General features: G+C 62.6%; 21 protein-coding genes and 1 pseudogene. 6 read left to right on the top strand and 16 right to left on the bottom strand.

All coding sequences use genetic code 11. From position 1 onward, the window contains the following. Nucleotides 1–39 precede the first annotated feature (39 nt). The 8 genes and pseudogenes from J3485_RS28260 to J3485_RS28225 form a co-directional block, all read right to left on the bottom strand. Nucleotides 40–486 (bottom strand): HU family DNA-binding protein, encoded by a 447-nt coding sequence (locus J3485_RS28260; RefSeq protein ID WP_206958009.1) that lies wholly within the window; start codon nt 484–486, stop codon nt 40–42. Nucleotides 487–748: 262 nt separating this feature from the next. Further along, nucleotides 749–2,857, bottom strand: coding sequence for a phosphocholine-specific phospholipase C (locus tag J3485_RS28255; RefSeq protein WP_206958008.1), 2,109 nt, complete (start codon nt 2,855–2,857; stop codon nt 749–751). 187 nt (nt 2,858–3,044) lie between these two features. Then, nucleotides 3,045–3,464 (bottom strand): hypothetical protein, encoded by a 420-nt coding sequence (locus tag J3485_RS28250; RefSeq protein ID WP_206958006.1) that lies wholly within the window; start codon nt 3,462–3,464, stop codon nt 3,045–3,047. 171 nt (nt 3,465–3,635) lie between these two features. After that, complete coding sequence (galU, locus tag J3485_RS28245) at nt 3,636–4,529, bottom strand: UTP--glucose-1-phosphate uridylyltransferase GalU (protein WP_206958004.1); 894 nt, start codon at nt 4,527–4,529, stop codon at nt 3,636–3,638. A gap of 132 nt (nt 4,530–4,661) precedes the next feature. Continuing rightward, nucleotides 4,662–6,527, bottom strand: a pseudogene (locus J3485_RS28240) (glycosyltransferase); the annotation flags it as partial. A 302-nt stretch (nt 6,528–6,829) separates the two neighbouring features. Then, nucleotides 6,830–8,299, bottom strand: coding sequence for an efflux transporter outer membrane subunit (locus J3485_RS28235; protein ID WP_206958000.1), 1,470 nt, complete (start codon nt 8,297–8,299; stop codon nt 6,830–6,832). 18 nt (nt 8,300–8,317) lie between these two features. Continuing rightward, a complete protein-coding gene (locus J3485_RS28230) occupies nt 8,318–9,919 on the bottom strand; it encodes an MDR family MFS transporter (RefSeq protein ID WP_206957998.1) in 1,602 nt (533 codons plus the stop codon). Then, nucleotides 9,912–11,048: an HlyD family secretion protein gene (locus J3485_RS28225; RefSeq protein WP_206957997.1), complete on the bottom strand. Its 1,137-nt coding sequence runs from the start codon at nt 11,046–11,048 to the stop codon at nt 9,912–9,914. Before J3485_RS28225 ends, J3485_RS28230 begins: the two co-directional genes overlap by 8 nt. Before the next feature lie 118 nt (nt 11,049–11,166). Between J3485_RS28225 and J3485_RS28220 the strand changes: the two genes are divergently transcribed. Further along, on the top strand, nt 11,167–11,880 hold the full coding sequence (locus J3485_RS28220; protein WP_206957994.1) for a CerR family C-terminal domain-containing protein: 714 nt from the start codon (nt 11,167–11,169) through the stop codon (nt 11,878–11,880). 120 nt (nt 11,881–12,000) lie between these two features. On the opposite strand, the gene J3485_RS28215 is transcribed toward J3485_RS28220, so the two are convergent. From J3485_RS28215 to J3485_RS28200, 4 genes are all read right to left on the bottom strand, one after another. Next, the gene (locus J3485_RS28215; protein ID WP_206958468.1) at nt 12,001–12,978 is read right to left on the bottom strand and encodes a nucleoside hydrolase; all 978 of its coding nucleotides are present in this window, start codon (nt 12,976–12,978) and stop codon (nt 12,001–12,003) included. A 2-nt stretch (nt 12,979–12,980) separates the two neighbouring features. Continuing rightward, on the bottom strand, nt 12,981–13,370 hold the full coding sequence (locus J3485_RS28210) for a cytidine deaminase (RefSeq protein ID WP_206957975.1): 390 nt from the start codon (nt 13,368–13,370) through the stop codon (nt 12,981–12,983). A gap of 128 nt (nt 13,371–13,498) precedes the next feature. After that, complete coding sequence (locus tag J3485_RS28205) at nt 13,499–13,792, bottom strand: H-NS histone family protein (RefSeq protein WP_206957973.1); 294 nt, start codon at nt 13,790–13,792, stop codon at nt 13,499–13,501. A gap of 159 nt (nt 13,793–13,951) precedes the next feature. After that, a complete protein-coding gene (locus J3485_RS28200) occupies nt 13,952–14,230 on the bottom strand; it encodes a hypothetical protein (protein WP_374192473.1) in 279 nt (92 codons plus the stop codon). Between the two features lie 329 nt (nt 14,231–14,559). On the opposite strand from J3485_RS28200, the gene J3485_RS28195 reads away from it, so the two are divergent. Further along, the gene (locus J3485_RS28195; protein WP_374192489.1) at nt 14,560–15,399 is read left to right on the top strand and encodes an oxidoreductase; all 840 of its coding nucleotides are present in this window, start codon (nt 14,560–14,562) and stop codon (nt 15,397–15,399) included. 16 nt (nt 15,400–15,415) lie between these two features. Here J3485_RS28195 and J3485_RS28190 read toward each other — a convergent pair whose 3' ends face one another. After that, the gene (locus tag J3485_RS28190) at nt 15,416–16,063 is read right to left on the bottom strand and encodes a J domain-containing protein (RefSeq protein ID WP_206957969.1); all 648 of its coding nucleotides are present in this window, start codon (nt 16,061–16,063) and stop codon (nt 15,416–15,418) included. Between the two features lie 379 nt (nt 16,064–16,442). Here J3485_RS28190 and J3485_RS28185 point away from each other — a divergent pair, with 379 nt between their 5' ends. Continuing rightward, the gene (locus J3485_RS28185; RefSeq protein ID WP_206957967.1) at nt 16,443–17,012 is read left to right on the top strand and encodes a TetR/AcrR family transcriptional regulator; all 570 of its coding nucleotides are present in this window, start codon (nt 16,443–16,445) and stop codon (nt 17,010–17,012) included. 269 nt (nt 17,013–17,281) lie between these two features. Further along, nucleotides 17,282–17,527 carry a hypothetical protein gene (locus J3485_RS28180; protein WP_206957965.1) on the top strand — a complete coding sequence of 82 codons (246 nt, stop codon included), beginning with the start codon at nt 17,282–17,284 and terminating at the stop codon, nt 17,525–17,527. 137 nt (nt 17,528–17,664) lie between these two features. Here the strand turns inward: J3485_RS28180 and J3485_RS28175 are convergent, their stop codons facing one another. Then, on the bottom strand, nt 17,665–19,029 hold the full coding sequence (locus tag J3485_RS28175) for an OprD family outer membrane porin (RefSeq protein WP_242538961.1): 1,365 nt from the start codon (nt 19,027–19,029) through the stop codon (nt 17,665–17,667). A 411-nt stretch (nt 19,030–19,440) separates the two neighbouring features. On the opposite strand from J3485_RS28175, the gene J3485_RS28170 reads away from it, so the two are divergent. Both J3485_RS28170 and J3485_RS28165 read left to right on the top strand, forming a co-directional pair. Further along, nucleotides 19,441–20,955: a peptide MFS transporter gene (locus J3485_RS28170; protein WP_206957962.1), complete on the top strand. Its 1,515-nt coding sequence runs from the start codon at nt 19,441–19,443 to the stop codon at nt 20,953–20,955. Between the two features lie 48 nt (nt 20,956–21,003). Continuing rightward, a complete protein-coding gene (locus tag J3485_RS28165) occupies nt 21,004–21,864 on the top strand; it encodes a DUF72 domain-containing protein (RefSeq protein ID WP_206957961.1) in 861 nt (286 codons plus the stop codon). 23 nt (nt 21,865–21,887) lie between these two features. Here J3485_RS28165 and J3485_RS28160 read toward each other — a convergent pair whose 3' ends face one another. Both J3485_RS28160 and J3485_RS28155 read right to left on the bottom strand, forming a co-directional pair. Next, a complete protein-coding gene (locus J3485_RS28160; RefSeq protein ID WP_206957952.1) occupies nt 21,888–22,463 on the bottom strand; it encodes a helix-turn-helix domain-containing protein in 576 nt (191 codons plus the stop codon). A gap of 190 nt (nt 22,464–22,653) precedes the next feature. After that, the gene (locus J3485_RS28155; RefSeq protein WP_206957949.1) at nt 22,654–23,550 is read right to left on the bottom strand and encodes a LysR family transcriptional regulator ArgP; all 897 of its coding nucleotides are present in this window, start codon (nt 23,548–23,550) and stop codon (nt 22,654–22,656) included. Between the last annotated feature and the right edge of the window lie 23 nt (nt 23,551–23,573).

Raw genomic sequence — 23,573 nt, 5'->3', positions numbered from 1 at the left:
CGTCACGCCTTTGCGGGTTTTTGTTTCGGCGAAGCCGCGTTAGGCCGACGCCGCGTCCTTCAGCTTCTTCAGCGCGCGTGCCTTGATGCGCACGCTTGCCGGCTTGGCCGGGAACCAGCGCTCTTCACCCGTGAACGGGTCCTTGCCGAAGCGCTTCTTCTTCGCCGGCACGGCTTGCACGACGATCTTCAGCAGGCCGGACAGCGTGAATTCGCCCGCCCCCTTCTTGTGAACCGTGCCGAGGATCGTGTCTTCGAGCGCGGCGAGCACAGCCTTGACGGACTTCGGCTCGATAGCCGAGCGCTCCGCGAGGTGGGCAGCCAGCGAGGCCTTCGTGAAGGTGTCCTTGATCGGCGACGGAGCGCCAGACGCCTTCACGGCGACCTTCTTAGCCGCCGCAGTCTTCGCGGGCACTTTTTTGGCAGCCACTTTTTTCGCCGGAGCGGCGGCAACCTTTTTCGCAACCTTCTTTGCGGAAGTCGACATGTTTCTCCTACCTGTTGGTCGTTGAACGCATGAAGCACGCACGGTGTGCGCCGCTTCAACGCCGGATTCTACAAGCGCCGCGCAGCTTCATGCATCTGTTTTGTGTTTCGGGAGCGTGTTTACGGGGGGATTTGTTGCGCGCCGCCGACTATTTCAGCGGGAATGGGGCCCGTCGTCGGCCGGCAAGCGCCGTCGACGACGGGTAGAGAGGGTTTGCCCGAACCGCGCGAACCCTGAAAATACGGGGGACGTGTCCGTTCGTTCAGGCCATGCCGAACGCGGGATCGCTCATGCTGTGTCGGCCCGTTTCGACGTGGCCGGCAAGCGCGCGCACGAACGACGCATCGGTGTCGACGGTGACGTGAAGGTCGTACCACGCGTGGTAGGCGCGTAAATCGAGGTACAGGTCCACACTTTCGCCGCCCGCGACGCCACGCTTCACGCTCGTGCCGTCGTATCCGTTCGACACCGTAAACTCGCACGCCGCCGTCCCGGTATTTTCGAGACGCAACTCGACGTTGCCGTTCGCCACGTCGTACGACTCGATCACCTCCGGCAGGGCCACGCTCGCGCTCCACCCATGCACCGCGACGGCGCGGCCCGCGAAACGGCGCGCGAATCCGTTCGGCCCGTGCACGGCGAAATCGTAGCTGCCGTCGGAATTGAGCGCGAATTCGTCTCGAAGATGCTTATTCGGCTCGACCGTATAGGCCCGCGGGGCATTGGCGCTCTGCGTCTCGTAAACATGGAACGCCGCGCCGGCGAGCCCCGTGTTCGTCAGCTTGAGATACAACTTCGACCGGGCCGCCTCGACCTGCGCGCGCACGAACAGTTCGTACGGCAACGCGCGCGCCGGACGCAACCCCGGCTCTTGCGCGGGTTTGGCCTGCACGAGCGGCGGCAGCGGAACGTAATCGGGATGGCGTTGCTGATCGAGCGGCACATATCCGCTCGTGCTCGGCAGCGCTGGGAAGGCCGCATTGGGATTGGCAAAATCGAATGCGCGCGTCAAATCGCCGCAAACGGCCTTGCGCCACGGCGTGATGTTGGCTTCGCAGAGGTTGTGTCCGTGACCGAAACGCTTCGCGATGAAGCGAATAATCGACGTATGGTCGAACGTCTCGGAGCACACCCAGCCGCCCTTCGACCACGGCGACACCACGAGCATCGGCACGCGCGGCCCCAGCCCATAGGGGCCGGCCGGATAGGTCGCGTTTCCGGCGAAATATTCGTTGGCGGTGTCGACGCTCGAGAGCCCCGCCTCTTTCGACCACGGTGCGAACGGCGGCGCGACGTGATCGAAGAAACCGTCGTTCTCATCGTAGGTGACGAGCAATGCCGTCTTGCTCCAGAGCGCCGGATTCGACGTCAGCACCTGCAGTACCTGATCGACATACCATGCGCCGTAATTGGCCGGCCAATTCGGATGCTCAGAGTAGGCCTCGGGCGCGACGATCCACGACACTTGCGGCAGCGTATCGTTCTGCACGTCGTTCTTGAGGATGTCGAAATAGCCGCCGCTGACGGCGACGTTCGTACCCGTGCGCGCGTTGTCGTAGAGCGGATTACCCGGCTGCGCGTTGCGATATTGATTGAAATAGAGCAGCGAGTTGTCGCCGTAGTTGCCGATGTAGGCGTCTTGCGTCCATCCCCAAGAACCCGCCGCATTGAGGCCCGTGCCGATGTCTTGATAGATCTTCCAAGTCACGCCCGCGGCTTGCAGCACTTCGGGGTAGGTCGACCACGAGTAGCCCGCTTCCGCGTTGTCGATGACCGGGCCGCCGCCCTTGCCGTCGTTGCCGACCCAGCCCGTCCACATGTAGTAGCGATTCGGGTCGGTCGGCGTCAAGCCGGCGCAGTGATACGCATCGCAGATCGTGAATGCGTCGGCCAGTTGGTAGTGAAACGGAATGTCTTGGCGCGTGAGGTACGCCATCGTCGTCGTGCCCTTCGCGCCGACCCATTGATCGTAGCGGCCGCCATTCCAAGCGGCGTGCGTCGTCGTCCAATCGTGCGGCAGATCTTGCAGGAATTGCATGCCGAGGTCGGGCGCGCTCGGCCGGAACGGCAGCACGTAGCCTGCGTTGGCCGGCAACGGTTGATACCACACGCCATTGCCGTTCGGCAAACGGATCGCGCGCCGATCGCCATAGCCGCGCACGCCGCGAAGCGTGCCGAAATAATGATCGAACGCGCGGTTCTCCTGCATGAGGATCACGATGTGCTCGATGTCGTCGATACTGCGCGTCGCATCGTTGGCGGGGATTGCAAGCGCGTTGCGAATGCCGGCGGGCAACGCGCCCATCGCGGCGGCCGCGCCTGCCGCTTGAGCGGCGGCACGCAGAAAGTCACGGCGGGTTGTCGATGTCATATTGAATTCGTGTGTCCGACAAAGGGATGGAACGGGGACGGCCTCGCCATGAGCGATGCACGTCGACGCACTACGGCACAACCAATCACCAGAGAACAACGGACAGCATGACGCAGATAGTGCGATGCACGCAGCGTTGCGGCAACCGCTGCATCGCACTAACTACGGCGGAACCCACGGCGAATCGTCAATCGGCCGTGTGCATGACAGGCGGCAGCAGCGCACCGGGCCCATCGCGCTCGGACGAACCGCTGGCGGTATCGAATCGCTGGGCGCCGCTACTCGTCGACGGCCCAACCGCGCCGCGGGTACCCGGCAATACCGGCGTCGCATCGGCAGCGCTCGATTGTGCGGCGAGATCGTCGTGGCCCCCATCGCATCCGGCCGCGAGCATGCAAGCTGCGCAGGCCACGACGGTGACCAGCGTCGGTACGCATACCCGCGCTGCGAGAAACGATGCGCACGACAAACGTTTGCTTCGTGAGGCACGCTCCATCCACGATCGCCGATCGATGATCGCCACGGCACACTCCCGTTCGAAAGTCAGCCCCGGGCCGGCGAGTACCGCCTCATGCGCACCACACCCGACCGAATAGTGAATCAGCATAGGAAGCAATCGTGTCCGCTTGATGAATCGCTGTGTCGATGAACGCGCACCGCGAAAACGCGCGCACGGCGGACGCCGAGCACGCGCGCAAAGCAAAAGCGGGAAGCGATGCAGCAGCGATGTCCCCAGGGCATGACGCCCCCTTCGCGCTACATCACCTTGATAACGACTTTACGACGACGATGACGACGCGAGATGGCCGACGTAGTCGCGCAAGTAGGTGTCGAATGCCGTGCCGATCTCAGGATGCCTCAGTGCGAATTCGACGGTCGCTTTCAGATATCCGAGCTTGCTGCCGCAATCGAAACGCCTGCCGTAGTAGCGGTACGCGAGCACCTGCTCTTCCGCCAGCAACGAGTGAAGCGCATCGGTGAGTTGCAATTCGCCGAGCACGGCCGGTTCGAGCCGACGCAAATGCTCGAAGATGCTCGGCATCAAGACATACCGGCCAACGACGCCGAGATTCGACGGTGCGGCCTCCGGGGAAGGTTTTTCGACGATACCCGACAGCTTGAAGATGTCCTCCTCCCACTCGCGCCCTTCGACGATGCCGTATGAGCGGCTGTCTTCGCGCGCGATCGCTTCGACACCGATGATCGTGCTGTGATAGTGGTTGAAGACGTCGATCATCTGCTTCATCACGGGCTGCGCACCGTGCAGCAGATCGTCGGCGAGGATGACCGCGAACGGATTTTCCGCGACGAGCTTCTCGGCGCAGAGCACCGCGTGGCCCAGGCCGCGCGCAGCCGGCTGGCGCACATAGAAACAATCGACGTGGCTCGGCTTGATGCCGCGCACGAGTTCGAGCAGCTTCTCCTTGCCGCGTGCCTCGAGTTCGGCTTCGATCTCATACGACGTATCGAAGTGATCCTCGATCGCACGCTTGCTGCGGCCCGTCACGAAGATGAGTTCGGTGATGCCCGCTTCGATCGCTTCTTCGACCGCGTACTGGATCAACGGTTTATCGACGACGGGCAGCATCTCCTTTGGGCTTGCCTTCGTGGCCGGGAGGAATCGAGTGCCCAATCCCGCCACCGGAAACACCGCTTTGGTAACTTTCAACATCGTCCGTTCCCTTGGGAAATTGCTATCGCAATTGCGACGCGAGCCCATCCCAAGCTTCGCGTCGCTCGATACGAGCGCTCAGCGGGCCCCGCGCATGGCAGCTTGCGCGAGGATGGCCGATACGCTCTCGGTCTGTTTGCGCAGCACATACGACTGGCGCTGCTTGACCGCGTCGGCGCAGCTTTGTGTCGACGGTGCTTCGTCGACGACGTCGATGCGCAGCCGGCGTGCTTTCGTGAAAGCCTCGAAAGCATGTTTGGAGGCCGTGCTGTCGGCGATCGCGCGATCGAGCGCCACGCGCGCGCACCATTTGAGCGCGAAGCGCTGGGCACGTCCGATCGGATCGGCGCCCACGCTTTTACGCAAATGCCATACCACCGGCCGCCTCACGACCATGCCGGCGAGTGCGCCGACGAGCATCGTGCGCGGCGTATTGGCATAGATGACATCGACGTGCCGCGCACGCTTGACCGTCTCGCGCACGAGCGAAACGATGCCCGACAGCGTGCGTGCCTTTGGCAGACTCGCGCGACGCGTCGCGCCTCTGAGCACGGGTGCGTCGAGCACGTCGACCGCGACCCCGGCCTCTTCGAGCGCCAGGCGAAACGGGCCGTCGTCGAACAGGACCACTTCGACCGATTCCTTCAGATGACTGGCGACGTTGAGCAACGATACTTCCGCTTCGTCGAGCCCGCCGCTCTGATCGAGCGCGAGCACTCTGACAGGCCCCGCCGCCGGCGAATGCCCGATGCCGCTCACATCGTCGTCCGATTGCGCGTCGTCGCCATGCATCGTCGCACCGGGCATGACTTGCTCGACGAACGCCATGAAACGTTCGCGAAACGTCGCGATCGAAAAACGTTCGGCGTTCCGGCGGCAATCGAGCGCCGAAAAGTGCCGCGCATTGTGCTCGAAGTCGCGAACGGCCGCCACGACGGCCGGCACGGTCTGTTCCCGGAAAAAGATCCCGGTCGGGTGCGGTTCGCCTAGTTCGCGAACCGTTTCGAGCGCGCCGCCCTTGCCGAACGCGATGACCGGCGTGCCGCACGCCTGCGCTTCGACGGGCGCAATGCCGAAATCTTCCTCGGCCGCGAACACGAATGCCTTCGCTCGACGCATGTGATCGTGAAGCACAGCGAATGGCTGATAGCCCAAGATCTCCACGTTGGGGCCTGCCTTCGCACGAATTGCCTTCATCTCCGGCCCGTCGCCGATCACGACGAGACGCTTGCCCGGCATGCGCGAAAACGCCTCGACGATCAGATCGATCTTCTTGTACGGGACCATGCGCGAGGCCGTCAGATAGAAGTCCTCCTTGTCCTCGCCGACGTGGAACGACTGCACGTCGACGGGCGGGAAGATCACGCGCGCCTCACGCTGGTAGACCTTCTTGATTCGACGCGCGATGAACTGCGAGTTGGCAACGAAGTGATCGACGGAATTGGACGTGCGGCTATCCCAGTTGCGGATGTAGTGAAGCACCAGGCGCGCCATGAACGAGCGCACACCGTGCGTCAGATTCGACTGCTGGAGGTATTGGTGCTGGAGATCCCATGCATAGCGAATCGGCGAATGCACGTAGCTGACATGCACTTGATCGGGACCCGTCAAGACGCCCTTGGCGACGGCGTGACTGCTGGAGATGACGAGATCGTACGCACCCAAGTCGAGTTGCTCGATCGCAAGCGGCATCAGCGGCAGATAGGCACGGTATTTCTTTCTGGCAAACGGAAGCCGCTGAATGAACGACGTCGTGGCGCGCTTGCCGTGCAAGAACTTCCGATCCTCCACGAAATCGACGAGGCTGAAGATATCGGCCTGCGGAAAGCAAGCAATCATCTGCTCGAGCACGCGCTCGGCGCCCGCGTAGGTAACGAGCCAATCATGCACGATCGCGACGCGAGGCGCGCGCGCGATCGACGTCGTCCGTAGGACGCGATATGTTTCGCTCGGGTGATCGAGCGTGGCGGATGCATCGGCGAAAATGTCGTGGCTCATGCGCTTCTCCTCTAAGCGCCCTAGCCTACGAACAAAGTATTCCGCGTAAACCCCTAAAATATTTCAAAAAAATGCAAGCGCCCCGTCAATCCTCGCTACACGGGGGCTTCCGTCATTCGATCGTCGATCTAGTCCGTTTTTTTGATTGATTTTTTTACGGCGATCGATGTGCATGCGCCGGCTGTCGCAGCGTCCTCGCGACAGCCATCGCCGATACGACGCGGCCGTCGCACTGATAGCCTTTCGAAAGGATTGCGAGGCAGCGCCGTTTCGAAATTACATGCCTTGTAAAAGCTGCAGCCTCATTGCCACCCCAGGCCCAAACTTTTTTGCAGCAGCACGAAGTCTTCCAGCAACTGCGCGCGGCCCGCTATCACGTCTTGTTGCGCCGAGAACTGCGTACGCTCCGTATCGAGCAAGTCGATCGCCGTTGCGACGCCAGCGGTATAGCGTTGCTGCATCAACGTCGATGCGCGCTGCGCCGACGCGTCGACTTCCTCGAGCCGAACCACGTGCTCGCGTTGATGACCATAGCGCGAGAGCGCCGAGTTGGCGTCTTCGAGCGCGGCCAGCACCGTATGTTCGTAGTGCGCACCGGCCTCATCGCGCGACGCGCGGGCCGACTTCACGTCGGCGGCCGTCCGCCCGAAATCGAGCACGTTCCACTGCAGATAAGGTACGCCGAGCCAAGAAAAGTTAGTTTTCCTAAACAAATGCGCGGGGTCTGCCGCGGTGAATCCCAGATCGCCGAGCAGCGAAACCTTGGGGAAATAATCGGCGATATGTGCGCCGATCTGAGCGTTGGCCGAGGCGAGCCGACGCTCCGCCGCGCGAATGTCGGGGCGCCGGCGCAACAGCGCCGCGGGATCGCCCACTTGCACCGTAGCCGGCAGGGCCGGTAGCGGCTTGGCGGCCGAAAGGTCTGCGTCGAGCGCACCCGGCGCGCGCCCCGTCAAGACGGCGAGCTGATCGAGCGATTCGGCAATCTGCTCATCGAGGGGCACGAGCGCCGCACGCGTAGTCTCGACCTGCCCCGCGAGACGCTCGACGTCGACGTCCGCTGCCGTTCCGTGTTCGCGCCGTTGTTGCGTCAAAGCCAGCATGCGTTGCTGCAACTCGGCGGATTGCCGCGCGAGCACGAGCCGCTGCTGTTCGTCGCGCAGGTCGATATAGGCTTGCGCAACTTCCGCGGCAAGCGACACTTGGGTATCGGCGAGATCGGCATCGAGCGCGTCGGCTTGGTCCGATGCCGCTTCGATCGAGCGCCGCGTGCCCCCAAACAGATCGATCTCCCACGAGGCGTCGAGGCCAGCGGTGTAGAGCTGCAAGGGACCGCCACCGCCACCGCCTCCGCTTCCACTACCGCCATTACTTCCCGAAGACAGCGCGGACAGATCGGGGCTGCGCATGCGCACGGCCGCCGCGTCGGCCGATGCCTTCGGCAGTTCGTTCGCACGCTGCCCCATCAGTTGTGCACGGGCCTCACGCAAACGAGCTTGCGCCACATGCACGTCGGGGTTGTGTGCGAGCGCCGCATCGACGAGCGCATCGAGTTGCGGATCGCCTAATGCGCGCCACCATGCGCTCGCCGCCGGCGCGGTCGCGAGCACGCCGGCGGACGGAGCGCGCACGAAGGTCGGCGCCTTCATCGCATCGGCCGCGACAGGCGGAGCGCCGTGATAGTCGGGCCCTACCGTGCACGCCGATAGCGTGCACAGTGCAATTGCGGTACAAGATGCGGCGACGAACCGCGGGGAACGACGAATCGACATGGTCGTGACCTGAAGGCATCAATGTCCCGCCGAAGGCGGGCTGCCCGGCTGCGAAGCCGGGTGTTTCAGCAAGAGCGCAAGCGGTATGCAAGCGAGCAGCGCAATGGCGAGCACGTAAAACGTTTCGGAGAACGTAATAACCGCGGCTTGCTGCTGGATTTGCGCCGCCAGTTCAGCAAGCGCCTGCATCTTCGCGTAAGCGGCATCGCCGGTTCGCGCGAGCCAACTGGCCGCGCTCGCCGCGATTCGCTCCTGGCCGATGAGCGAATTGGCCGTCACCGATTCGCGTATCGCTGCAACGTGAAACGCGTTGCGCCGGTCGATCACGACACCGATGATGGAGAGCCCCAAGGAGCCCCCGAGGTTGCGCGCCATGTTGTAGAGCCCGGCCGCATCGCCCGATTCTTCGCGCGACACCGCCGCCATCGATGCCTGATTGAGCGGCATCATCGCAAGCATTTGCCCCACGCCGCGCAACAGTTGCGACCAAACGAAATCGTGACCCGCGCTTTGCGCGGTCAAGCTCGTATCGAGCATGCAGCTCACGGCGAAGCACACCAGACCGCTCACGACGAGCACTCGAAAATCCATCCTTCCGAGCAAGCGCGGCAAGACCGGCATCATCAAGAATGCCGGTATGCCCGACAACAGCATGATGTCGCCCGCTTGCTCGGCGTTGTAGCCGGAAATGAGGCTCAAGAACTGCGGCACGAGATACGCCACGCCGTAAAGCCCCGCGCCGACCGCAACCACGATGGCGATGACGCTCGCGTAACGCGGATTGCGCAGCAGCGATAAGCGCATGATCGGCCTGCTCGCGACGAGTTGCGAAATGCCGATCAAGATGAAACCGAGCGCCGCGAGGAGAGTGAACGTGACGATTTCGCTCGATTCGAACCATTGATGCCGCTGCCCTTCTTCGAGCACGAGCGTGAGCGAGCTAAGGCCGATCGAAAGACCGACGATGCCGATCCAATCGGCGTTGATGAAGTCGTGCCAATGCGGCGGATCGGCGGGCAGGCCCGTGATCAACAGCGCGATCAACGCAATGCAAACGGGCAAGTTGATGAAAAAGCACCATTTCCACGACACATTCTCGGCGAGCCAGCCGCCCACAGCCGGTCCCAACAGCGGACCGAGCAGCACGATGAGACCGAAGATCGTCATGCCGACGGAAAGCTGCGAGCGCGGCAGGCGCGTGCGAATGATCGTCTGCGCCGTCGGGATCATCGCGCCGCCCGTGAAGCCTTGACCGACGCGGCCAATGATCATCCATTCGAGCGAATGCGATGCGCCGCACATCATCGAAAACGCCATGAACAACACGGCGTTCGTCAGCAGAAAGTTGCGCAGCCCGAACACGCGCGTGAGCCATGCCGCGAGCGGAATCATGACGATCTCGGACATGAGATAGCCCGTCGAGATCCACGTGCCCTCGGTACCGGTCGCGCCGACCGAACCTTGAATCTGCGGCAACGCCGAGTTCGTGATCGAGATGTCGAGCGTCGCCATCAAGGCGCCCAAGGACCCGGCCGCAACTGCGATCCAATCGGCGGCGCCCGCGCGCTCGGGATGGCTCGGCATACCGCCGGCGCTCGCCTGCGACGCGGCGTCAGCCATGAGCGTTCTCGGCGGCAACACGCCGATCGTCCGCTTGCGCCGAGCGCGTATCGACGTCGACTGTCACCGATAGGCCCGGCAGCAGCAGGCTGCGCGTGCGCGGACCGGCATCGATGCGAATCCGCACGGGCACGCGCTGCACGATCTTCGTGAAATTGCCCGTGGCGTTTTCCGGCGGCAATAGCGCGAACTGCGCGCCGGTGCCGGGCGCGAAGCTGTCGACGACGCCATGCAGGTCAACACCGCGCAGCGCATCGACATGCAGCGTCGCCGGCTGACCGACGCGCATATGACCGATCTGCGTCTCCTTGAAATTCGCTTCGAGATACACGCTTTGCACCGGCACGATCGTCAACAAGCGCGTTCCGGGCTGCACGTACTGACCGACCCGCACGGATCGATCGCCGATGCGACCTGCGATCGGGCTGTAGAGGGTCGTGTCGTTCACGTCGAGCTGCGACTGGCGCAAGCTCGCTTGCGCCGCTTCGATTTGTGCGCGGGCCTGCGCGATCTGAGCAGTGGTGGCATCGATTTGCGTCTGTGCGGAACGCACGGCCGCCGTATTGGCCGTCAGCGTCGCGCGTGCTTGGTCGCGCGTACTGACAAGGCTTGCGAGCCGCTCGCTCGTTTCGGCACCCGTTGCCGCAAGCGGCGCATAGCGGCTCACGTCGTCTTGCGCATGCTGTGCCGCGACGCGCGCCACTTGCTCTTGCGCCTGCGCTTGCACGACGCCAGCCTGCTGTTGCTTCAAGTCGGCCTGAGCCCGCGCGAGATCGGCCTCCCGCGCATCGACCGTGGCTTGCGCCTGTGCGAGCGATGCTTCGTACTGCCGAATATCGAGCCGCGCGAGCGGCGCACCTGCGGCGACGGCCTCGTTGTCTTGCACGTAAACCTGTGTGACATAGCCGCTGATCTTCGGTGCAACGGTAACGCTGTCGGCTTGCAGATAAGCGTCGTCGGTGCTTTCGATGAACCGGCCAACCGTCCACCAGTGCGCGAGCCATACAATCCCCGCCACGAGCGCGACGATCAGCACGCCGATCAGCCAGCCGCGGTTGCGCGAGCGTCGCGGAGCGCCGCCTTCTTGCTGTGTGTTCTCGCGCGGCCGCGCGTCGATGGTCGTTGCCATGTTCCTGTGTCCTCTGGGGGCGTAGCCTTACGCCTGACAATTATTCCAGTTGGAAAAAATGTGTCAAGTGATATATTTCTGACCAGCACCGCCGTAACCGTTCGAAAGGATTCACGTCATGACCGAGACGAAGCGCCCACGCCGTTCGACTGAAGGGGGCTACGCGCGCGGCGAGGAAACGCGCCTTCGCATCATCCACGCGGCCATCGAGCTATTCGGCGAACATGGATTCGTCGCGGCCTCGACGCGCGACATCGCGGCACGAGCAGGCGTCAACGCGCCGGCGCTGCAGTACTACTTCGAAAACAAGGAAGGGGTTTATCGAGCGTGCGCCGAACATTTGGCCGACGACGTATGGACCAAATTCGAGCCGGTGGTCCTGCGCTCTGCGGCGACGCTCGAGTCGACGGACAATGTCGCCGCCCTGATCGAAGCATTCGTCGACATCCAAAACGTCATGATCGATAAAGCGCTGGGCACGCCCAGTGCACCGACGCTGAAGCTCTTCTTCGTGCGTGAGCAAGGTGGGCAGGAGCCGTCGATCGCCACCGAGATCTTTCAGGAGCGCGTGCGCGGCCCGCTCAACCGCGTCGCCACCCAGCTCATCGCGAAGATTGGCGGCACGGCCCCCGACGATCCACTGACGATCATTCGATTGGTGACGCTGCACGGCCAATTCATGTTGTTCCATACGGCGCCGCGCAGCCTGCTAACGCTGCTCAAATGGCCGAGTCTCGATGCGGAGAAGATCGAGTTCGTCAAACAAACGATTTTTACGAATACGCGCACATTGCTGAGCACCTGGGCATGCGAGCGCGACGCCGGAAGATAGTCGGCCACGCTCGCATGGTGAGCTTTTTCGGGACCTGCTAAATCCCAAGACGCACATCCGCTCCCGCTACGGCTGCGGCGTTCGCCGTTCGACCTCAAAGGTGAGGGTTTTCGGGACCCATCAATTCTTGCCGGATAACTTGCCGCACAACGTGCGTGCATAGAGTGCAAGCATTTGCGTACTGTCGACGCCAACGCACACCTCGCACGGCGGCCGATCGTCCCAATCGGGCGCGCTCGCCGGAAACGTCATGGGCTTTTGAATCGTGTGGCCTGCGGCAATGCCTTCGGTCAGCACCCGCACCGGCCCTTTGCGTGTCGTATAGAGTTGCGGCGCCAGCAAATACGCAACCGCCGACGCATCGTGCACGTAAATGCCTTCGAGCCCCGCGCTCGATCGGTGAAATGCTTCGTAGTCCCGAGAAACGTCCCAGACGAATCGGCCGATCTCGCCCGCGTCGTCGCGCAGCTTGGCAAGATAGTCCGTCGTCATGACGGTGCTTTCCGTTACGTCGAGGCCGACGATGGCAACGGGCCACGCCGCACCGAAGACGATGTCGGCCGCGTGAGGATCGCCGAGCATGTTGGCCTCGGCCGCCGGCGACACGTTGCCGTTCACGCCGCCGGCACCGAAGGCGCCGCCCATGACGACCACCTGCTTGACGAGCCGTGCGACATCCGGGTCCTCGCCGAGCGCAAGCGCGAGATTCGTCAACGGTCCGACGGCAACGAGCGTGACTTCGCCGGGCAACGCGCGAACGGTATCGATGATAAAGCGATGCGCGGAGCGCGCATCGAACGTGCTTCGATCGGTCGGCTGCAAACCCGTATTGCCGAGACCGTCATCGCCGTGAATCCAGTCGACGGGCGCAGGCGCCGCACGACGAAGCGGCGCCGCCGCACCGCGCGCGACCGGCACGCCCGGCGCGAAACGCTCCGCGAGATAGCGTGCGTTGCGCGTCGTCGTCTCGATCGCGGCATTGCCGAATACGCTCGTGACGCCGAGCAGTTCGATCTGCGGATGCATCGCTTGGAAGACGAGCGCCATCGCATCGTCGACGCCCGGATCGGTGTCGTAGATGACCTTGTGCATACGGATACTCACAAGTGGAAAGCGTCGGGCAACTGCTCGCGCGCCGTCGTATCGCGCACCTCGCCGCGTAGATTGCCGAGCCGAATCTCGAGATCGGGCCCGCCCAGTTCGATGATGACCTGCCGGCATGCGCCGCACGGTGCGATGGGTCCATCGGTATCGCCCACGACCGCCAGCGCGGAAAATTCATCGCGTCGACAGCCTGCCGCGATCGCGCTGAAGAGCGCCGTACGCTCGGCGCAATTGCAAAGCCCGTACGAAGCATTCTCGACGTTGCAGCCATCGAAGACGCGCCCGTCCTTCGTCAGCAACGCCGCGCCCACCTTGAACTTCGAATACGGCGCATACGCCCTTTCACGCGCCGTCTTCGCTCTTTCCAGCAATTGTTCCAACGTCATGGACGCCCTCTTCGTCATGGCCGACTGCCCGCGGACGGCGACTACGAAGCCGCGGCCTAGCGAAAAGCGTCATCGCGCTTTTCGCTAGGCTCGGAGGGCGCCGATCGGCGTGCGAATGACGGCTGAAATTACGGCTGGATGAGGAATCGCTCGCGCCGCTTACCGAGCCAAGCCGGCGCGCGCCCACGCCCACTCCAGGTTGCCCCCGTCTTCGGATCTCGATATTTCGGAGGTAACCCGCCCGCTGCTTTACGCGACGCCGCGCGTTTGTTCGCGAACCCGAGTTCTTCGGCCGTAATGCCGTACTCCGCGATCTGCTCCTTGATCTGCGAGATGGCGCTGTGCAACTCTTGTTCGCGTGCCACAGCCATTTCTCTTTGCACTTTCGCCAGTTGTTCGGTCAACTGCCTGTACGTCGCCATAAAAATTCACCCTCCTCGTTGATTGACGGTTACCACTCCTCTGACTGCTCATTCGCGCAAAAGTGCAATCGCCGGGTATCCATGAAAAAGACAGCAAGCTACGGACCTCGGCGCTATAGAGTTGCCGCGCGCTGGAACATGCAACTCATCGGTATGCGGTCATTTAGCCCGGCAAGCGAACAGTAACTTATGCGATCCATTGGCATCCGATTGCTGGATGACGTCGATATCGCCCTCGCAAATGGCGCGCGCATGCTCGGTGCAGTTATCCCACGAACTGCCCGCCGAGCATTGAACAACCGTCGTCGGCCTGCCGTCGCCCGTAAAGAGCGGTGCGCTACCGCCGCATCCGGCCAGAATCGACGCGGCCAGCGAAGCCGCCGCCATCGAGCGCGCAAACGCACCCGCGCGCCACTGCAAGAAAGACATGTCCTTCATCGAACGAACTCCTTTGGCCAAACGTTCTTTTTCGAATGGCCGGAGTATGCCACGGCATTAAGCGTATGCAATGAGTGCGACGCATCTTTGCAGCCGCGATCGATCGGATATCGATAGCCAATGCCGCACTCTTTTTATAGCGAGTCGGGTGCTCGGATCGTCGAAGAGGCCCGACATCGGCGGCGCATGAATCGTCAGGACATTGATCGTGTCCGCCGAGCAATCGGGCGGACACGCGCATTGCGCCTACGAACCGTCGGTATGCCGCCCTTGTCGTACTTGCCGTAGCATAGACGCCGACTTCATTCCAACCGGAGGAACTGATGTCCATTACGCAAAGCAAGGTGTTTTTCATCACGGGCGTCAGCAGCGGCCTTGGCCGCGCGCTGGCACAGGCGGCGATCGCGGGCGGCCATCGCGTCGTCGGTACGTTGCGCGATCAAACGGCGCTCGGCGAATTCGAACTGCTCGGCCCCGGTCGAGCCATCGGCAAGCTGCTCGACGTGACGCAGACCGATGCTATCGCCGATGCCGTTGCCGACGTCGAAGGCAAAGTCGGCGCGATCGACGTACTGGTCAATAACGCCGGCTACGGTTTCGAAGGCATTCTCGAAGAATCGACACTGGCCGACTGGCGCAAGCAATTCGACGTCAACGTCTTCGGCGCCGTCGCCATGATCCAAGCCGTGCTGCCCTACATGCGCCGCCGCAGGCGCGGCAACATCATCAACATCACGTCGATGGGCGGCTACATCACGCACCCGGGCTTGAGCGCGTATCACGGCACCAAGTTCGCGCTCGAAGGCATTTCGGAGAGCCTGGCCCGAGAAGTGAAAGACCTGGGCATCCACGTGACGGCCGTTGCGCCCGGCGCATTTCGCACCGATTGGGCCGGACGCTCGCTGGTGCGCGCGCAGCGCTCGATCTCCGACTACGACGCTTTGTTCGACCCGATGCGCACCCGCCGGCAATCGACGAGCGGCAAGCAGCGCGGCGATCCGGCGCAAGCCGCGCGCGCCATTCTCGAAATCGTCGGATCGAGCAACCCGCCGATGCATTTACTGCTCGGCACGGACGCCGTCGCACGTGTGCGCGAACAGCTCGACGCGTTGCGCGCGGAATTCGATGCGTGGGAAGCGCTATCGACATCGACGGATTTCCCCGCTTGACGACAAACTGCAAGCGTTAAGAGTGCAAGCCGAAAACGCCGTGCCAGAGGGTGGAAAACAGTCCCGCGTGTGCGGCGGGTTCGGGCGACAGGGCGTCGTCGTCGGCGCTCGCTTCGTTGAGCGGTGCCGGCGAAGATGCCCGCCGCCGATCGCCGGCCGTTGCATCCTCGGCGCGGCTCGAGGCCGCGGCGCCCTCGGCATAAGCCGCATGCGTGCGTGACGCGCAAAGCGCCGCTATGCCGTCGGCGATCCGCGCGGCGAGCGCTTCGTCGCATCCTCGGCCGAGCAAGACGCCGAACACGACGTCTCGGTTGTGCCCGCGCTCGGCGTAGCGCATCGCCTGCGAGACGTATTTTTCATATCGTTCCCGCTCGGCACGCGCTTCACGCTCGGCCCGCTCGCGCGCTTCTTGTGCTTCTTGCGCTTCGCGTTCGCCCAGCTTGCTCATTTCTTCCGCGAAGACGGCGTCATACACGTGCCGCTGCGCCGGGTCGGACAAAATCGCATAAGCCTGCTTGATTTCCTGAAACGCATCGTGCGCCGCGGCTTCGCGCCCCTTATTGCGATCGGGGTGCGCTCGCATCGCGGCCTTTCGATATGCACGTTTGATTTCGTCGTCGGAGGCGTCTTCGCGCACGCCAAGCGCTTCGTACAGCGTCACCATGTGTCGTCGAAAGAGGAAGTTGCCGGCCCGGCGATCGTATCACTAGGCTCGCACGAGCAACGGACGTCGATGCAGCACTGCAAGCAAACTGTCAGGTCGGCAGGCACCGCCGGGTTCGAATGCATCGTCCGACACCTCGAATGAACAGCGCGTGCCTTTCAATAACCAAGGGAAAGGGCTTGATTTCGGCGCGCGCTTCGATTTGAATTACGAAGCTTCGAGATCATTGCCGCGCATTGAGAGATTGCCGGCAGGCCGAACCAAGTCATCTGCCGCGAAAACGTTTCTTCCTAAAACCGTTTTTTAAGGAAAGAAACATCGCACTTGACGGGTTTCGACGCGAAAACACATAACTTCCACTATAGAAGCGGGCCTCTAAATGAGCGAAAAAAAGAAAGCGCTGATCGAAACCGCAACTCGGCTATTTTCGCAGTTCGGTTTTCACGCCGTCGGCATCGACAGAATCATCGCCGAATCGCGCGTCGCCAAGATGACGATGTACAAGCATTTCCCGTCCAAGAGCCGCCTCGTCGTCGAAGTACTGAACGAGCAAGGCGCGGCCCTGGTGGCCGGGATCGCCGCAGCCGTGGCGGCGCATACGGATGCGCTCGACAAGCTCCATGCGATTTTCCAATGGCACGACGCATGGTTTCGCTCGGAAACGTTCACCGGCAACATGCTGATCCATGCGGCGGCGGAATACCACGCGGAGGAGAACGAGATTCTCGCCGCGTCGCAGGCGCAGCGCCGCGCCTTCGTTCATTCGCTCGAACGCGTTCTCGACGAGCGTTTCGATGGTGAAACGGCGATCCGTCTCGCACGCCGTTGCGCACTGCTCCTCGATGGTGCAACGCTGGCACGTCAACTGAGCGGACGCGTCGATGCCGCGCGCGACGCATGGGAAATCGCGCAGGCGGTCATCGAAAACGAACGCATGCACATCGCCTAAGGCTCACCGCCGGCACTCGCGCCGACGGTGAGGCACTTCGGGAAGAGCGTCAACCCCAAGCGCGCGCGCTGTGGCGCATTGTGTTCGCGCACTTTTAAAAGGCGCTGGCGCGACCGAACTTCGCGATACACTCATCGGCATGAAATGGGCGCGAGGCATGCCGGCCTTGTCCGTCGCGGCGGCGCTATGAGCGTTATGCGCGCGCGGCGACAGACATAAGCCTCTGTAAGCCCGTACAATCGCTTCACCACGACTCGAGGAAACGTTCGATGCGCACCACCGGCTCTTCCGGGGCAATGACCCTGCTCACCGAAATCCACGACACGGGCGGACATGTCGTCCGCACATTGCGGCTCGAAGCGACAGACGACGGGAAAAGTATTCATCTGATCGAAATCGACGAGCGCAAGCCGGGCATCCACCGGGAAGTCCGCTATGAGATCACGCCGGCCGAGCTGATCGCGGCGATACGCGCGCACGGGGCAGAATTACCGGGCGAACAGCACGTTCGATGAATTTACCGAAAGCCATCGTCTTTCTCACACGATCGCTATCGTCTCTCGCTTCACTGCGTTCCCTCATTTCTCTTTCTTATTAGTAGAGGCTCGCGACGGCCATGAGCGCCGTCGCGGGCTTATCGTACCGGCTCCGATCAAAAAACGCGCACCGGCAACGTCACCAAAAGACGATATGCCTGATTCGTGCTGTCCGAGTAAGATGCCGATCCGACATGCCACTGCGCAATGAGCGTGATCTTTGTATTCTTGAGCCGTCCGCTTTGCACGACATAGGTCGGAATGAATCCGAACTCGTGATGCCGACCGTGCACGGGCTGTCCATTGCGAAAGTAGAGCGAACCAAGCGGCCCGTTCGCGTTGCGCTGCGCCGCCGACGCGTCGGCACCCCATCCTTGCTGTGCCCATACCATCGCCGAAAAGCCCGGTATGCCCGCATATTTGCCGTCGAACGTATAGCGCAATTGCAGCGACTGCTCGTGCGGTGCGTTGTAGTCGACGTTCATCGAATTGACGAGATAGACGCCCGCCGTTTCGTCGATGTAGTCGAAGAACTGGTCGCCGAAGATCTTTTGATAGCCGATCAGCAGTCCATTCGGACCGTGCTGCGCGGATAACGACACGCTGCAAGCGTTGTTGCGGATCGGCCCTTGCAGCGCAGCACCGGCGTCGTGCGTCGAATAAACGTTAGCGAAGCCGGTCAGTCTGATCGACCGCACGTTGCCGATGCCGTGTTGCAACGATGCGTAATATTGACGCCATACGTCGTCCGCCTGGTCGGCATAGAGCGACGCCGACCCGTTCGACGAATAATCCCACGTGGCGCCCGCGTAACTGACGCGCTTGAACGCGACGCCTCCGTAAGCCGTCCTCAAGTCGGTCAAGTTCGTCCGGCCGCGAGCGTCCACCTTCGTGAAGCTGCCCGCTTGCATCGATAGACCCGTGATTTCCCGGCTCACCAGCGATGCGCCGAGAAACGTCGGCGGCAATGCACGATTGTCGTGCGGGTCGAGAAACGGATTCGACACATCTTGCAAGCCGTACTTCAGTAAGGACTCCGAAATACGCGCCTTGATCGCATACATGCCCGGATAGGCCCACGCGGTCCGGTGCTCGCCATCGCCGTGCCGGCCGATGAACACCATGTTGTGCGCGCCATCTCCGCCATCGAGCTTCAGTGCGCCGAACAGCGCCGCATCGACGCCGAAACCGATCGGCCCTCGCGTGAAGCCCGATTCGAACTTGGCTTGCAGACCTTCGACCCAAGCATGACGATGGTTGGAGCCGTCGGCATGAAAGTAGTCGGTGTAATTGCGCCATTCGAGATCGAGCCGGCTATCGGCGACGCGCCCCGCGCTGCCCGCCTGGCTCGAGTGCGGCGCCGGCGGCTTGCCCGTCAGCGCGGACTCGGCACCGACGACGGCGTTCGGCGTCGTCGCTTGCTGCGCGACCTGCGGCACTTCGTCGGCACACGCCGCCGCGATACCGGCAAGCGCCTGCATGCCGCAGGTCAATGCGACGGCCCGCGAGGTCGAGGCGATCGTCCTGTCAAGAGAGAGGGGCCTCGGCCGCAAACGTGCAAATGCGGGTACAAGTGAGGGTACGATAGCGCCGGTCGCGTCGATACGCGGGACGGCCGTCGTGAAGAGTGGCGTGGCTTTCATAGTGGCGAATGGCGATTCGAAAAAAGCGGCAAGGAAAATGCAATCGGTCGATTGCAAGGCGCATCAAAGCACGGGCCCTTTTCCATGTGCAGCTAGCAACACTATTGGGAACGCTCACTGGTGCATACCCGAAGTGACGCTCGAGGCCAACGCTAGGAGAATCGCGCGCTACCGCGCACTACCCAGCGCCGGCGTTCGAGCACCGCACGCACAACGTGCGAACGTAATTCGACCTATCAGGGAGAACATTTGATGAATTCGTCGGTTTCGCAAACGAGATCGTTCACGACGGTCTTCTTAGTCGAAATGTGGGAGCGTTTCGGCTATTACGGCATGGGCGCACTGCTCGTGCTCTATATGGTGGAACGGCTCGGATTCGGCGATGCGCGCGCGAACCTCACGTGGGGCGCATTCACCGCGCTCGTCTATGCCGCCCCGTCGATCGGCGGATGGATCGGCGACAAGATCCTCGGCTCGCGGCGCACGATGCTGTTCGGCGCTATCGTGCTCTCGATCGGCTACGGCATGCTCGCGCTACCGAACGATCATTTGTCGTTCCTCTATACGTCCCTCGGCGTCATCGTCGTCGGCAACGGCTTGTTCAAGGCCAACTCGGCGAATCTCGTGCGCCGTATCTATGAAGGCGACGACGCACGTATCGACAGCGCGTTCACGATCTACTACATGGCCGTCAATGTCGGCTCGACGATCTCCATCCTCGCGACGCCTTGGATCAAGGATCGCTGGGGATGGCGCACGGCATTCGCGGTCTGCTGCGCCGGCATGGTGTTAGGAGTCCTAAATTTCCTGTTGCGCTACCGCTCGCTTTCCCACGTCGGCTCCGCGCCGGACGGCAAGCCGATCGTATGGCGCCGCGTGGCGGCCGTCGCCGTCGGCGCGGTTGCGCTCGGCGCGGCGACGACGTTCGTGCTGGGCAGCAAGACGCTCGCCGTGGCCTGCGTCGATGTCGCGGCCCTCGTGATTCTCGCTTTGTTCGCCTACATGATCGCCAAGTGCGATCGCTCCGAGCGCGCGGGGCTCATCGCGGCCCTCGTGCTGGTGCTGCAATCGATCCTGTTCTTCATCTTCTACCAGCAGCAGATGACGTCGCTGACGTTATTCGCGCTGCGCAACGTCGATCCGACGTTCTCGATCTTCGGGGTGCGCCTCTTCTCATGGAGCGCCGCGCAATTCCAAGCGCTGAACCCGATTTGGATCATGCTACTGAGCCCCGTGCTGGCCTCAACATATACGCGGCTGGCCAAAGGCCGCGGCGACATCAGCATCGCCGCGAAATTCGCGCTCGGCTACGTGGCCGTCGCCGTTGGGTTCGTCATCTATGCATTCAGCGGGCGCTATGCCGTCGACGGCCGCGTGTCATCGTGGTTCATGGTCTGGGGCTACGGGCTGAACTCGCTCGGCGAATTGCTCGTGAGCGGCCTGGGCCTCGCGATGATCGCGCGCTACATCCCGGCACGCATGAGCGGCTTCATGATGGGCGCTTACTTTCTCGCAACGGGCATCTCTCAGTACCTGGGCAGCGTGGTTGCGAATTTCGCGCAACTGCCGTCCAACAACCTGCCCGCGACACAATCGCTGCCGCTCTATACGAATCTATTCACGGAACTCAGTTGGCTCGCGGCGGCGGGCGTCGTGATGTCGCTCGCGCTGTTGCCGTTGATGCGAAAGCTGTCCGACCAGCACCGCCGCGCATCGAGCAATGCGCTAGCCGCATCGAACGCGCACGGCATGGCGACCGAGTGACGTTAGAGTAACGGTCTAGATACACGCAACGTACACGACGGAGCGGCCATGAACGACACGCATCGCGCCACGCCTCGCCCTCGCGCTAGCACCGGAGGCGCGAGCCACCCTGCCGCACGGATTCGCATCGGCATCGGCGGCTGGACCTATGAGCCGTGGCGCGGGCGCTTCTATCCCGGCGATCTGACGCAAAAGCGCGAACTCGAATACGCGAGCCGCAGACTCACCTCGATCGAAATCAACGGCACGTTCTATGGCATGCAGCGCGCGACGAGCTTCGAAAAGTGGCACGACGAAACACCCGACGATTTCGTCTTTGCGCTGAAGGCGCCACGATTCGCCACGCACCGTCGGGTACTGGCAGAAGCCGGCGATTCGGTCGAACGCTTCTTTGCGAGCGGCGTGCTCGCGCTCAAGAACAAGCTAGGCCCCATCAACTGGCAATTCGCGCCGACCAAGCAATTCGATGCGGAAGATTTCGACGCATTTTTGCGGCTCCTGCCGCAGCGCGCCGAGGGTGTCGCGATCCGGCATGCCGTCGAAGTTCGACATGACAGCTTCCGGCATCCCGAGTTCGTGGCGCTCGCCCGCGAACATGGCGTCGCGATCGTCATGGCGGGCGACAGCAAACATCCGCAAATCGCCGATGTCACCGCCCCGTTCATCTACGCACGCATCATGGGCACGATCGAATCGGAATCGCTCGGTTATTCGGATGACGCACTGGACGCGTGGGCCACGCGTGCGAACCGGTGGGCCGCCGGCGCACAACCCGACGACTTGCAGGCGGTCGCTCAAACGAAGCAGAAATCCACACCGCGTGAAGTCTACCTGTACGTGATCAGCGGCTACAAGGCCAGCAATCCGGCAGCGGCGATGGCGCTGATCGAGCGGATCGGTAAAGCGTAGGCATCATGTGCACGAGCCTGGCGTCAAAAGAGCCGCGGCGTGCCGACCCAGACGAGCGTGGTTTCGATATCGCCCGTATTCGCCCAGCTATGCGGCACCGTCGATTCGTAATGTGCGCTATCGCCGGCATAGAGCATGAAGGTTTTGCCCTCGAGCGTCAGCGATAGCTCGCCCGCTATGACGTAGACGAACTCCTCGCCCGCGTGTGTCGTCACTTCCGCGGCCGAGGGCTGCCCCGTGGGCAAGCGGACCAGGATGCTCTCGAGCTGACTACCGACCGCCGAGTTGGTCAATCGAGCGAACAAGTCGGTCGAATCGGCGAAGCTGAAGAACCGCAGTTGCCCCGCACGGCGCACCGAACGCTCCTCGCTCGGCGTATCCACGAAGTATTGAAGGGTGACGCCGAGCGCGGTGGCGATCCCGGCAAGCGACGTTAGCGAAGGCGTGGCGAGGCCGCGTTCAACCTGCGACAGAAACGGCTTGGAAATACCGGCCGCCGTTGCAGTCTCGTCGAGCGTCCTGCGCAGCCGATGCCGCAGCGCTCGAATCTTGCTGCCTAAATCCGCAGCTTGGCGGGCACTTTCGACGTTCAAAACCATAGGGAATGCGCTGCTCGTGGTGGTTGGAAAAGACCGCTATTTATGCGGCGCTGAGCGCCCGTCGCGTCTACGCGCAACGATCTTCAGATTTGACGAAGCACTCTATGTTGCCAGAACAGCAATGCAAAGCGCAAAAAGCAACGCTTTCCGAGGGTTTACCGCAGCTTACACAACACCTTCATTCCAGCCCTCAGTCGAGATATTCGCCGGCACGCTGTTTCAATACCGCGCCGAACTCGTCGAGCCAGCCGATCGACAAGCGCCAGCTCTGCCAATACAGGTCGACGTCGAGGTGCCGGCCCGGCGCGAGTTCGACGAGCTCGCCGCGCGAGAGCGGCCCGTCGACCATCTGCGTCGGGCACATGCCCCAGCCGAGACCGCCGATGCACGCGCGCAGAAAACCGCCGACGTGCGGGACCCAGTGCTGGGGCGGATCGACTTCCGCGCGCGTAATGCGGCGCATGAATCGCGCTTGCAACGCATCCTTCGGATTGAACACCACGCACGGCGCTCGCCGCAGTGCCTCGCGGTTAACCCCATCGCCAAAATAGCGGGCGAAGAACGACGGCGAGCAAACGGCCAAATAGCGCATCCGGCCCAGCCGCACGGAACGGCATCCCTGCACGGGTTCGGCTTGCGTGGTAACCGCGCCTTGAACGCTGCCGTCGCGAATCCGTTGGGCCGTGTAGTCTTGATCGTCGATGACGAGATCGAGCAGCATGCGCCGCCGCTCGCAAAACGCCGCCACGGCATCGACGAACCAGGTACCGACGCTGTCGTCGTTGACGGCCACGCGCAACGTCGGCCACGACTCGCCGAGCAGCGTACTGGTCATCGACGGCATGTCATCGGACAGTTGCGCCTCGAGCAGCCGCACCCGCTCGGTATGGCGACACAGCAATGCGCCCGACGCGGTCGCCACGCACGGCTGACCACGCTTCACGAGCACGCTGCCAACCCGCTCCTCGAGCAACTTCACACGTTGCGAAACGGCCGAAGCGGTCACGTTCAATTCGCCGGCCGCGCGATCGAAGGAGCCGTGACGCACGACCGAAGCGAGTGCGTCCAGCAAAGCGTAGTCGAGCATTAGCGTTCCTTAATCCAGCTTAG

The organism is Trinickia acidisoli (genome assembly GCF_017315725.1).
In the GTDB taxonomy this organism is placed as follows: Bacteria; Pseudomonadota; Gammaproteobacteria; order Burkholderiales; family Burkholderiaceae; genus Trinickia; species Trinickia acidisoli.
The sequence above is the reverse complement of the archived record's forward strand: the minus strand, read 5'-3'. Positions and strand labels throughout refer to the sequence as shown.